10 protein-coding genes and 1 pseudogene are annotated in these 13675 nt (G+C 28.6%); all 11 read left to right on the top strand.

The window, feature by feature from the left end:
- Nucleotides 1-130 precede the first annotated feature (130 nt).
- The 11 genes and pseudogenes from B5D11_RS01415 to B5D11_RS01365 all read left to right on the top strand — a co-directional run bounded on the left by B5D11_RS01415 (nucleotide 131) and on the right by B5D11_RS01365 (nucleotide 13664).
- Nucleotides 131-2605: a beta-mannosidase gene (locus B5D11_RS01415; RefSeq protein WP_078681256.1), complete on the top strand. Its 2475-nt coding sequence runs from the start codon at nucleotides 131-133 to the stop codon at nucleotides 2603-2605.
- Between the two features lie 14 nt (nucleotides 2606-2619).
- Nucleotides 2620-3663: a hypothetical protein gene (locus tag B5D11_RS01410; protein WP_078681255.1), complete on the top strand. Its 1044-nt coding sequence runs from the start codon at nucleotides 2620-2622 to the stop codon at nucleotides 3661-3663.
- 113 nt (nucleotides 3664-3776) lie between these two features.
- Nucleotides 3777-5633, top strand: a complete 1857-nt coding sequence (locus B5D11_RS01405) for an ABC transporter substrate-binding protein (protein ID WP_078681254.1) — start codon at nucleotides 3777-3779, stop codon at nucleotides 5631-5633.
- A 112-nt stretch (nucleotides 5634-5745) separates the two neighbouring features.
- On the top strand, nucleotides 5746-6750 hold the full coding sequence (locus B5D11_RS01400) for an ABC transporter permease (RefSeq protein ID WP_078681253.1): 1005 nt from the start codon (nucleotides 5746-5748) through the stop codon (nucleotides 6748-6750).
- Nucleotides 6751-6765: 15 nt separating this feature from the next.
- Nucleotides 6766-8007, top strand: a complete 1242-nt coding sequence (locus B5D11_RS01395; RefSeq protein ID WP_078681252.1) for an ABC transporter permease — start codon at nucleotides 6766-6768, stop codon at nucleotides 8005-8007.
- A gap of 21 nt (nucleotides 8008-8028) precedes the next feature.
- On the top strand, nucleotides 8029-9033 hold the full coding sequence (locus tag B5D11_RS01390) for an ABC transporter ATP-binding protein (protein WP_078681251.1): 1005 nt from the start codon (nucleotides 8029-8031) through the stop codon (nucleotides 9031-9033).
- 109 nt (nucleotides 9034-9142) lie between these two features.
- Nucleotides 9143-9961 carry an ABC transporter ATP-binding protein gene (locus B5D11_RS01385; protein ID WP_078681250.1) on the top strand — a complete coding sequence of 273 codons (819 nt, stop codon included), beginning with the start codon at nucleotides 9143-9145 and terminating at the stop codon, nucleotides 9959-9961.
- A gap of 215 nt (nucleotides 9962-10176) precedes the next feature.
- On the top strand, nucleotides 10177-11049 hold the full coding sequence (locus B5D11_RS01380) for a DUF1002 domain-containing protein (protein WP_078681249.1): 873 nt from the start codon (nucleotides 10177-10179) through the stop codon (nucleotides 11047-11049).
- 367 nt (nucleotides 11050-11416) lie between these two features.
- Nucleotides 11417-11608 (top strand): annotated as a pseudogene (locus tag B5D11_RS01375) (winged helix-turn-helix domain-containing protein); the annotation flags it as partial.
- Nucleotides 11609-11610: 2 nt separating this feature from the next.
- Complete coding sequence (locus B5D11_RS01370) at nucleotides 11611-12987, top strand: sensor histidine kinase (protein WP_078681248.1); 1377 nt, start codon at nucleotides 11611-11613, stop codon at nucleotides 12985-12987.
- A 2-nt stretch (nucleotides 12988-12989) separates the two neighbouring features.
- Nucleotides 12990-13664, top strand: coding sequence for a LysE family translocator (locus B5D11_RS01365; RefSeq protein ID WP_078681247.1), 675 nt, complete (start codon nucleotides 12990-12992; stop codon nucleotides 13662-13664).
- Nucleotides 13665-13675: the final 11 nt, after the last annotated feature.

Genomic DNA, 13675 nt, shown 5'->3' with positions numbered 1-13675 from the left:
AGTACAAATTATAGATTTTAGCTGATATTTAAGTGTTGTATGTAATGAATATCGTGTATACAACTTTCATAATAGATATGAAAATATAAAATTAAAAAATATAATATTAAACAATAAATGGAGGTTAATTATGATTATTGAAAAATTAAATGATAATTGGCAGATGAGAAATATAAATGATGAAGAATATATTAATGCATCTGTACCTGGGTCGGTCTATAGTGATTTACTTAAAAACAACAAAATGGAAGATCCTTATTATAGGGATAATGAGCTAAAAGCATTAAAACTTATGGATCAGGATTATGAGTATAAATTAATCTTTAATACATCAAAGAAGATGCTAAATTCTGATGAAATTATGCTGCATTTTGATGGATTAGATACATTAGCAGATATCTATTTAAATGAAAATCATATTGCTTATGTCAATAATATGCATAGAATATGGGAATTTGAAGTAAAGAGAGATCTTAAAGAAGAAAAGAATGAGTTAAAAATAGTTTTTCATTCACCTACAAAATTTATTAAGGAAGCTGATAAAAAACAGCATATTGGTGGTTCATCAGATGCTATGAAAGGTTTTCCACAGATAAGAAAAGCACATTGTATGTTTGGATGGGATTGGGGACCAAGGCTTCCTGATATGGGAATTTGGAGAGAAGTTTCACTTTTAGGAATAAGTAAAGGAAGAATAGAAAATGTATATATAAAGCAAGAACATAAAGATAATAAAGTGATACTTGATTTTCAAATAGATATGATAAAAACAAAAGATAGACATGCATTAAGATTTCATGATGAAGAAAATAAAGCAATAAATTATGGTTATTATTATGAGATTAGTATTACAAATCCTGATGGTATAAAAGAAGTTTATAGTGGTTCACCTAAAAAAATAGTAATTAATAATCCTAAACTTTGGTGGCCTAATGGATATGGGAATCAGCCTTTATATAAGATCGAAGTTGCACTTATGCATAGCAAAGAAAAAATTGATACTTGGAAAAAACGAATTGGACTTAGGACTTTAACAGTACATATTGAAAAAGATAAATATGGCGAGAGTTTTGCTCACGAAGTAAATGGTGTAAAAGTATTTGCTATGGGTGCAGATTATATACCGGAAGACTGTATTTTAAGCAGAGTAACTCCAGAGAGAACATATAATCTTTTAAAGCAGTGTAAAGATGCACATTTTAATAGTGTGCGTGTATGGGGTGGCGGAAATTATCCTTATGATGCATTTTATGATGCCTGTGATGAGCTTGGACTTATGGTATGGCAGGATTTTATGTTTGCATGTGCAAATTATAACTTAACAGATGAATTTGAAGAAAATATAAGGGCAGAGTTTATAGATAACATAAAAAGAATAAGGAATCATCCTTCTCTTGCTCTTTGGTGTGGGAATAATGAAATGGAACAATTTGTTTCAGAAGGTAATTGGGAACTTACTCCAAAACTTAAGAGTGATTATATAAAGATTTATGAGTATATTATACCTAAAATATTAAAAGAATATGATCCTGAAACATTTTATTGGCCAGCAAGTCCATCATCAGGAGGTGGATTTGATAATCCAAATGATGAAAACAGGGGTGATGTACATTATTGGGATGTATGGCATGGAAATAAACCATTCACTGAATATAGAAAGTTTTTTTTCCGTTATGTTTCTGAATTTGGTTTTCAATCATTTCCTTCATTAAAAACTGTTGAAACATTTACAAAACCGGAAGATAGAAATATATTTTCATATATTATGGAAAAGCATCAAAGAAACAATGGAGCTAACAGTAAAATAATGAGCTATATGGGGGCTACTTATCTTTATCCAAATGACTTTAATACCCTTCTTTATGCTTCACAACTTCTTCAGGCAGAAGCTATTCGTTATGGAGTAGAACATTTTAGAAGAAACAGAGGGCGCTGTATGGGAACTATATATTGGCAATTGAATGATTGTTGGCCTGTTGCTTCATGGGCTTCTATAGATTATTTTGGGAGATGGAAGGCACTACACTATTATGCTAAAAGGTTTTTTGCACCTCTTATGTTATCTTGTAAAGAGGAAGGGCTACTTACTCAAGATCCAAATGTTAATGCTGAACCATATGAAGTTAAAAAATCTATACAACTTTGTGTTTCAAATGAATCTATGCATGATGAAAAAGTTACTGTAAGATGGGCTTTAAGAAATAATAAAGCAGAAATAAAGAAAGAAGATTCATGTGAAGTTATAGTAAAAAAGCTTACAAGTAATTGGCTGGATATTATAGATATGCAGGAAGCATCACTTTATGAAGACTATGTAAGTTATGAAATGTTAAAGGAGGGAGAGATAATATCAGAAGGAACAGTTATATTTTCTATACCAAAGCATTTTAAATTTATTGATCCTAAATTAACTTATAAAGTAGAAGGAGATGAAATAGTAATTTTTTCTGAAAGTTATGCAAAAAATGTTGAAATAATAAATAAAAATGATGATATGCTGCTTGAGGATAATTATTTTGATATGAATGGGGGAGAAAGAAGAATAAAAATATTAAAAGGGAAGCCAGAAGAAATAAAAATTAGAAGTGTTTATGACATAAGATAAGAAGGTGAATAAAATTGGATTTAAAAGAAAATGAAAAACTAATTTATGCAGATATGGAAAATTTAACTTATAGTGGAAGAATTGATTTTTTAGATCCTAAGGCTCCAATATTTATATTCCCTGGTAGTTCAGTATCTATGCTATTTAAGGGCTCAAATCTTAAAGCTTTAATAAAAAATAATCATGATTATAATGATCATAATTATAACTATTTAGGATGTATTTTAGATGGAATTGAGAAAATAATTTTTATTTCTAATGATGATAGTATTCAAGAAATAACTCTTGCAGAGGATTTAGAAGCTAATAAAACTCATGAAGTAATACTTTTTAAAAGACAAGATGGCTGTCATGAATTTACTTTTTATGGCTTTATTATATCTAAAGGTGATGAGGTAAATTTACCTTATAAAAAAACAAGTAGGTATATGGAATTTTACGGGGATTCTGCAGCCTCTGGAGAACTTATTGAAGGAGAATATTCTAATGCATGGTATTCTTACGCTATGATGACAGCTAGAAATTTAAAAGCTAATGTTAATATAATAGCACAAAGCGGAATAGCACTTTTAGATAATTCAGGATATTTTCATGCACCAAAAAGCATAGGAATGGAAAGTATTTATGATAAACTCCATTTTAATCCTTCACTTGGTAAAGTTACTGATTGGAATTTTAAAGAATATAATCCACAGGTAGTTGTAATAGATATAGGTCAATATGATGCATTTCCTGAAGATTATATGAAGATTAATAAAGATAGTGAAAAATCAAAGTTTTGGAAGAGGCATTATAAAGATTTTGTATTAAACATACGAGAAAAATATCCTAGTGCTTTTATAGTTCTTACGACAACTATTACAAATCACCATTCTTCATGGGACAGATCCATAGGAATTATATGTAGAGAAATAAATGATGAAAATATTGTACATTTTCTTTATTCAAACAATGGTTGTGGTACGTCATCTTTTATAAAAAAGAAAGATGCTGAACAAATGGCATTTGAGTTGAGTATATTTTTAAAAGGATTTGGAAATAAAATTTGGTTAAAATGATTATTTGTAAGTATATTAAAGATTTAAAGAATATAGTAAAAAATTATATACAATTATTAATATACTTAAAAATATAAATGTTTTATATTGAGATATTTAAAGGAGGATTTTAAATGAATAAACGTTTAAAAAAAATTTGTGCATTATTATCAATAAGTGCAATGATTGCAACACTATTTGTTGGATGCAAAACAAGTACAACATCTAAAAATTCTAATGCTACTTCAAAACAATCAGATACAACATCTAAAGCAAATAACAATAAAAATTCAACTCCTAGAAATGAAACGCTTTATTTTAATGGACAACAATGGGGAGCAATAAATGATTGGAATCCACTATCTAGTAATTCAAATAATGCTATGGGTATTGGTCAGAAAGATTCTGCTAGAACATTAATTTATGAAACTCTTTATATGTATAATATGTTAGATGGTAAAATGTATCCATTATTAGCATCAGGAGATCCTGTGTGGAATGATGAACATACATCTCTTACAATTAAAATTAATCCAGATGCAAAGTGGTGGGATGGAACTCAGGTTACTGCAGAAGATGTAGCTTATACATGGGATGTAAACGTTAAATATCAAACTGCAGCAGGATCAGATTATACAAATTATATAGAAAGCATAAAAGCTCAAGATTCTTCTACAGTAATAATTAATGCAAAATTAAAAAATGGCAAAATAATTAATCAATTAAAGGTTTTAGAATATCTTCCTAAACAATATGTAATGCAAAAGGCATATATGCAAAAAGTTGAGCAAAGAAATGAGAATGATGCTACAAAAATTAAAACTGATAAAATGGAAGATTTAGTTGCATCAGGGCCATACAAACCAATGATATCTAATGATCAAAAGGTTGTATTCCAAAGATATGATAATTACTGGGGAAAAGCAGATTCAATGTGGGGTAAACTTCCAGAACCTAAGTATATAGCACACAACATATACAAAGATAACGCTGCAGGAGATGTAGCATTTAAAGCTGGTGAAGTAGATGTTTCACAGCAGTTTATAAGTGATATACCAAGTATGGTTTCAGGTGGGAAAATATCAACTTATCTACCTGAAGCTCCTTATAATATAGGTGCTACAATGCCTACAGCTTGGTTTAACTTAGAAAAACCAGGTCTTGATCAAGTTGCAGTACGTAAGGCGATTGCTATGGCAACTGATTATGATCAGATTATTAAAACAGCTATGAGTGGTCAATCAGCATCATTTAAAGATGTACCAAGAAGTATAATGAACACAACTCCTGGAGAACAGGCATTAGTTGATCAAAACGCATTAAAAAGTGTTCAGTGGACAGGAAATGATATAGATGGAGCTAAAAAACTTTTAGATGAAGCAGGAATAAAAGATACAAATGGTGATAGTATACGTGAATATAAAGGTAAAAATCTTTCTTTCAAAGCTGAATGTCCTGCTGGATGGTCAGATTGGAATGCTTCTTTAGAAATAGTAGCAGCTGCTGGAAAAGCTATTGGAATTGATATTCAAACATATTTCCCAGATGCAAATACATTTTATGATGATTTATCCAATCAGCGCTTTGATATAGCTATGTGGAGTCCATCAGGGGCAGGTATTTCAAATCCATGGACACGCGCTTTTACTTTAATGTCAAGTAGTTATAACTCAATTAAGACTCAGATGGTAGGTAACTTTGGAGGATATTCAAATCCAGCAGTTGATAAACTCTTAGAAGAAATTCCTCAAATTACAGATCAAGCTAAGCTTAAAGAATATTATACTCAGCTATCAAAGTTTTATTTAACAGATGTACCTTCATTTTCATTAATGTATAGACCTGAATTATTTTATACAGTTAATGAAAGTGTATGGACAAATTTTCCACAACAAGGATCAAAATCTAATAAAGGTATAGAAATACCTCCCTATGATTTAACAGATGGTTATGGTATTGCAGGATTGTATACAATTCAATTAATAAAATAATAATTTAAATATATAAAAAATTAGTCATGTTTTCATAAAAATTAATAAAAAACAGAAGAAAACATGGCTAGTTTTTTAGAAATTATTAGAAATTTCAAAGGGGGTATGTTTTTTGAAGGGTTATAAAAAGTATTATACAAAAAAGATAATCTGGTATCTAATAACTCTTATTATTGCTGTAATTTTGAATTTTATTTTGCCAAGACTAATGCCAGGTGATCCAGTATCGGCTATTGCTGCAAGAACAGCAACTGGTATGAGTAATCAAACAGCTGTACAACAGGTTTATGATAATTATGTAAAAGCTTTTGGAATAGATAAGCCAATTTACGTACAATTTTTTAAATATATTAAAAATGTACTTAAAGGCGACTTTGGGGTTTCTTTTATTTATTATCCAAGAACAGTATCTGATATTCTTGCAAAATCAATATGGTGGACATTATGTTTACAGTTACCTGCAATTATTGTAGGTTGGTTTTTAGGTAATATTTTAGGGGCAGTAGCAGCATATATTAAGGGCATTTGGGACAAAGCTGTACTTCCTGCTTTTTTGTTTCTTAGTAATATGCCAGCTTTTGGAATGGCAATTATATTACAATTTTTCTTTGCAGTTTATTTGAAATGGTTACCAGCTTCACTTGGATATGGATATGATATGGTTCCTAATATGAGTCTTAAATTTATAGGCTCAGTTATTACTCACTATCAGCTTCCATTTTGGTCTATTGTTTTAATTACAATAGGAGGTCAAGCTATTGGTATGCGTTCAATGTCAATTTATGAACTTAATGCAGATTATGTTAAATATAGTCGTTTTTTAGGTATTAAAGATAGAAAGATTGTAAAATATGTATTTAGAAATGCAATGCTTCCTCAAATAACAGGATTGGCATTATCATTAGGGACTATGGTAGGAGGAGCATTAGTAGCTGAAATGATTTTCAGTTATCCTGGGTTAGGAACTACATTACTGGCGGCTATTACTGGTAGAGATTATCCTGTTATTTCAGCATGTACGCTTATAATTACAATTATGGTACTTATCGCAAATTTAGTAGTAGAAATATTATATGGTTTTATTGATCCAAGAGTTAAAGCAGTACAGCAAGACTGATAAGGAGTGATTATTATGAAAAACCTATTAAAGCAAATATTTCGTTCTCCTAGGTTTATTGTAGGATTTATATTATTTATGATTATTTTATTAACAATAATATTTTATCCTATATTTGTGACTAATGATCCATTAGAAATGATAGGTGGTTTGTTTAATAAACCAGGGACATATATATCTGTAGGCGATGTAATTAATAGTGAACATATAGATTTAAATATAGATACTTCTGCTGCAAAATTAGAATCTATTTCTATGAAAGATAGGGAGAGTATGGCTGATTGGCTTGTTAAATTTGGGAATATAAAAAAATCAGACATAGATATAAATGACGTAGTTTCTTTAGTTAAGTTGTGGAATGATAATTATAGTGCTTCTGCAGAACAAACAGGACTACTTTATGCTCAAAAACAGCAATATATAAGATTAAATAATCAAATAAATAAATTGATAAACAGTGGAGATCAATATATAGCTGTAAAAAATGAACATGGAGAATTAGAAGAAAAAAATATTGTTAGTTCTCAATCTTTTGTAAATGTTAAAGATATTGTAAATAAAAAAACTTTTATACTTGGAACAGATAATTTTGGTAGAGATGTTCTTACAGAACTTGTTGCAGCAATGGGAACGTCACTAAAGATTGGGCTTGTTTCAGGAATTATAGCTACATTTATAGGGTTAATGCTTGGATTATTTGCAGGTTATGTTGGAGGAATGATAGATGATTTTATCATGTTTATCACAAATCTTTTTACAGTTATTCCATCCTTTATCCTTTTAGTTTTAATATCATTCAGTGTTGGTCAGAGTGCAAGAGGAGTTATGCTTACAGCAAGTATTATAGGGTTAACATCATGGCCGTGGACTGCAAGATCTGTACGTTCTCAAGTTATATCTTTGAGAAATCGTGATCATGTTAATATGTCAAAATTATCTGGTCATAGTCTTCCTAAAATTATTCTCACAGATATATTGCCTTATGTAGCCTCTTATGTTGTAATGGCATTTATTCTACAAATATCTTCTGGAATTTTGGCAGAAGCACAACTTTCTATGCTTGGTTTAGGGCCAGCTACAACAAAGGTATCGACACTTGGGCTTATGATGAATTGGGCTATGCAATATAAAGCACCAATTGCTGGTGCATGGTGGGCATTTTTGCCAGTTATTTTAGCAATAACTTTAATATCATTTTCACTTAATTTGATGAATACGGGGCTTGATCAAGTATTCAATCCACAATTAAGAGATTAATTAAAAATTAAGGAGTTAATTATGGGAAAAGTAATGCTTGAAGTAAATAATTTAAATACAAAATATATAACAAGGCAAAGAGAAGATGTTTTTGCTGTTAATAACGTTTCATTAAAAATAGAAGAAGGGAAATCTTTGGGTATAGCAGGGGAATCAGGATGCGGTAAATCCACTTTGGCACTTAGTCTTATGGGATATTATTTTTCACCGCTTCATTACATAAGTGGAGATATTATTATAGATGGAAGAAATATTTCAAGTATGAATCCAGATGATGTTAGAAGACAAATTTTAGGAAATGAAATAGCATATATTCCACAGGCAGCTATGAATGCATTAAATCCTACTCAGAAAATATTAAGTTTGATTGAAGATGTTATTCATGCTCACAATCCAAAAGCTGAAAAGAAGGAAATATATGATATTGCAAGAGAAAGATTTGAACTTTTGGGACTTCCTTCTGAAGTGCTTAATAAACATGCTGTTGAACTTTCTGGCGGTATGAAGCAACGTACTGTCATAGCTATTTCAACTATACTTTCACCTAAGGTATTAATTGCAGATGAACCTTCTTCAGCTCTAGATGTTACATCTCAAAAAATGGTAATAAAAATGCTTAAAAGCTTAATGGAAAAAGGGCTTATAAAGTCTATGATTTTTATTACTCACGAACTTCCTTTATTATATAATGTAACAGATGAAATCATGGTTATGTATGCAGGTCAGATTATAGAAAAAGGAAATTCAAAAGAAATAGTATTTGATCCTATGCATCCATATTCCAAAGGACTTATGGGGTCGATTTTAGTTCCTGAAGAAAATATGAAAAGTAGCAAACTTTCTGTAATTCCAGGCACCCCTCCAAATTTAAAACATCCTCCTAAAGGCTGCAGATTTGCTGATCGTTGTAAATATGTAAAAACTGAGTGCAGAGATAAAGAAATATCTAAAAAAGAATTTGATAATGGTAGAATGTATTGTTGTATATATTCAGTTGATGAATTAAGAGAGATGGAGTATCAATAAATTTAAAATAATAAGAAAACTTAAATTGCTTTGATCAGTATGATTTATACAAGAGCTAATACAAGAACTATTTGTGTTATAAAAATTATATAGGGAGGTTATAGCTATTATGAGTAATGGGGAAAAAACTCCGTGTTTAAGTGGTAAAGGTATTACTAAAATATATGGAAATAACAAAACTAGAACTTTAGCTGTAGACCATGTAGATTTTGAATTTGCTAAGGGAGAGGTTATCTCTATAGTTGGAGAAAGTGGAAGTGGGAAGACAACATTAGCTAAGATGATATTAGGACTTACAAGTGTAACAGAAGGAGAAATTTATTTTAATGGAAATCTTAGGGATATATCTTCACACAAAAAGAAAAAAAATTATTGGAAAGGTATACAAGCTGTGTTTCAAGATCCTTTTGCGTCGTTTAATATGTTTTACAAAATAGATTCTGTACTTTTAGATTGTATAAATATGAGGGGTGGGAAAAATTTATCAAAAGAAAAAAAGATTGAACTTATGACAGAGGCATGTAGTTTTGTAAATTTAAAATTTTCAGAGCTTACCAATAAGTATCCATTTGAATTATCAGGTGGACAGATGCAACGTCTTATGATAGCAAGAATTTTTCTTTTGAAACCAGAAATTTTGATTGCAGACGAGCCTACTTCTATGGTAGATGCATGTTCAAGAGCAACAATACTAGATATGCTTTTAAAACTACGAGAAGAAAATGATATGACAATTGTTTTTATAACTCATGATATAGGACTTGCGTATTATGTATCTGATGTTGTTTATATAATGGAGCATGGCAAGTTTGTTGAATATGGCAGTGCTGATGAAGTTATATTAAAGCCAAAAGAAACGTACACTAAAAGACTTATAAGTGATGTACCTAAAATTTATGAGCCGTGGGATTTATCAACAGTAGGATAGATTGGAAGTGTAATTAGTTTTGTGTAAAGTCAAATCTAATTACACTTAATTTTTTGTAGTTAATGAGTATTTATGAAAAAGCAAGTGATTATTCATTTAAGCAGAAAGATAATTTATAAATATAGTTTAATGCTTACATAAATCAGTAAAAACTCTAATAATTTGATATAATAATATATGACACAAAAATTTAAAGTTAGAGAGGTGTTTATAATATGAAAAATAAAAAAACTTTTAGTAGATTATTGATAATTTTTATGGCTACACTTTTAGTTGTATCTGTTCCTTTAAAAGAAGTTTATGCAGATGCATATAAAGTTGTAACTTTAGGTGGAGACCTTACTGAAAATCAAAAGAAGGATATGCTTAAATACTTTGGAGTTGATGAAAATACTGCTAATATAATAGAAGTTAATATAGATGAGGAAAGAAAGTATTTAGAAGGGACAGCAAGTATAGATAAGATAGGGACAAAATCTATATCTTGTTCTTACATAGAGCCAACCTCAAGTGGTGGATTAAATGTAACTGTAAATAATGTGTATTGGGTAACTGATGATATGATAAAAAATGCACTTATTACAGCAGGAATAAAAAATGCTAATGTTAAAGTATCGGCTCCTATTAAAGTTTCTGGTACAGCTGCTCTTACTGGAATTTTAAAAGGCTTTGAAAATAGCAGTGGTGGAAGTAAAATTGATGAAAATAAAAAAGAAGTAGCAAATGAAGAACTTTCTACTACAGCAGAATTAGGTGATAAAATAGGTAAAGATGAAGCTGCAAAAGTTATAAATGATATAAAAACTCAAGTAATAAAAGATAAACCTAAAACTGAAGAGGCGGTAAAAAATATAGTTTTAAATGTTATAAATAATTATAATTTAAATTTGAGCAATGAAGATATAGACAAAATAATAGCTCTTATGAATAAAATAAATGGATTAAATTTAAATTTTACAGATATAAAAAATCAGCTAAATCAAGTTTCAAGTCAGTTAAAAGAGGTTTTGTCCAGTGAAGAGACTCAAAGTTTTTTTGCAAAACTTATTGATGCAATCAAAAACTTTTTTTCAAAGATATTAGGATAAATTATCATAAAAGTAATTAAATTTATATAAATATTTTGCATAATTACAATTTTTTTAAATTGCGGCTTAAGAATTTCTGAATTATGCAATATTAATATATCAGATATAAGAAAAGTATAAAAGCTCCGTTCATTTAGATAATGAGCGGAGTTTTTATATTGTTTTTACAGGTAAATATCATATATATTTATAAATTTTTATAATTTTAATTTAATTTTAATCTTAATTTTAATATTTTTTAATTTAAATAAATTACTATTTAAAAATAAAAGGAAGAGCTTTATAGTCGCAAATATAAAAATTATATTCATAATTAAAGGAGGGAACAAATAATGGTAAATATTTTTATTAAAGCAAAAGAATAATGCTTTTAATAAATAAAAATGTAGTTTTAACTAGAGAACAGCTAATTGAAAAGATTTGGGGATATGACTATACGGGAGATACTAATGTTGTAGATGTTTTTATAAGATATTTACGAAGTAAAATTGATGATGGCTTTGAAGATAAACTCATAACTACTATAAGAGGAGTAGGATATGTTATTAAAGGTGATTAATGATGAATTTGAAAATTATTAAAAATGCTAAAATTTCAGTAAAACTTACATTAATATATGCTTTTATGTTTTCTTTAGTGTTACTATTACTAAATGCTTCAATTTTATATGGTATAAAATATTATTTATACAGTCAAGCTAATAAGCAATTAATTGATATTAAATCTATAATAGTAAGTAAGGTTACAGCTGAAAATCAATATATAGACTTATCAAATGAAGAAATTATTTCGGAAGTACCTATAACAGAGAATATACATATAAAAATAACAGATTATAACGGTAAAATAATTAATTCTTCAGATAGATTTAATTATAAAATTAGACTAAAAGAACCTTATAATAAAATAATTAAGATAGAAGCAAAAGGGAAACATTTATTGTATGAAAATGTTGAAATAAATAGTAATGCTAATGGTACATTTTATATTCAAATAGTAAAAGATATGGACAATGAATATGATTTTATGAAGATTTTGTTTATAATAATGGCTATAGCAGATTTTATAGGTATAATTGCTTCCATTATATTAGGATATATAGTAAGTAAAAAAATGCTAAAACCAATAGATTACATAACTAAAACTGCTGAAAATATTAGTATAAATAACTTAAAAGAGAGAATTGAGGTAAAAGGTCCAGAAGATGAATTAAAAAGACTTGCAGATATTTTTAACAAAATGATAGATAGACTTCAAGAATCTTTTAATAGGCAGGTTCAATTTGTATCTGATGCATCTCATGAGCTTAGAACTCCTATAGCTGTTATTCAAGGATATGCTAATCTTTTAGATAGATGGGGTAAAAATGATAAAGAAGCTTTAGAAAAATCAATTTATGCTATTAAACTGGAAACAGACAATATGGCAAGTTTAGTTGAAAAACTTTTATTTCTTGCAAAGGGTGATAGCGGAAATCAAAAAATAGATAAAAAAGAATTTTGGCTTAATGATCTTATTAATGAAGTAGTATCAGAAAGTAAACTAATAGCCCCAAATAGAATAATAACAAATAGTTTTAATGATCCAGTAAAAGTGTATGTAGATTATAAAATGATAAAGCAAATGATAAGGATATTTATTGATAATAGTATAAAATTTACTAAAGATAAAGGCAAAATTGATATAAGTTCAAAACTATATAATAAAAGTATAAAAATTACTGTCAGTGATAATGGTATAGGTATACCTAAAGATGAAATTAAAAATATATTTGATAGATTTTATACTGTAGATAAATCAAGATCTAAAGAAAAAGGTGGAACAGGATTAGGACTTTCTATAGCAAAATGGATTACTGATATGCATAAGGGAATTATAGAAGTTGAAAGTGAAGAAGGCAAAGGAACAACTATATCTGTAATTCTAGAGAGGTGGTAGTAATGGACATAAACAATATATTAATTATAAGAGCGATTTATACAGGTTTATTAACTGGTATAGCAATTGCAATACCTATGGGACCTGCAGGTTTTGAATCTGTTAGATGGACTATTTCAAAAGGTTTTAAACAAGGAGTTAAGGTAGCAGCAGGATCTTTAATTGCAGATGCGATTGACGTTATACTCATTAACTTTGGTCTTCTTGAGTTAATTGAAACAAATAAACTACTAGAAGTATCTTTTTGGATAATTTCTGGAATTATAATATTTTTAATTGGATATAAAGCCTTAAAGAAAAGTAAAGGAAGTAAGCCCCAAAAAGAAGAACAAGTATTAGTTGAAAAAAATTCAAATTCACGTGCTTTATTTACAGGGTTTATAGTAAATTTCTCAAATCCCATGACTCATTTTTTCTGGCTAACTTTGAGCAGTACTGTAATAAGGATATGGAGAAGTTATGGGAAATTTGTTTATTTTATATTTGCTTTATTTATGTTATGTGGTATGTTTATAAGTTTATTTACTATTAATTTTTTAGCCTCTCATGGTAAGAAGTTTACTACACCTAAGGTTTCAGGTAGATTTGAAAATATACTTTCTTATGTCATAGTATTATTTGGGATAGGGTTTATAGTAAATGGATTATATAAATTATCTTATTTTTTAGTAAAATAAGATAGCAAACT

It is taken from the genome of Clostridium sp. USBA 49, from assembly GCF_900167505.1.
In the GTDB taxonomy this organism is placed as follows: Bacteria; Bacillota; Clostridia; order Clostridiales; family Clostridiaceae; genus Clostridium_AT; species Clostridium_AT prolinivorans.
This window is presented reverse-complemented; position numbering and strand designations above follow the sequence as displayed.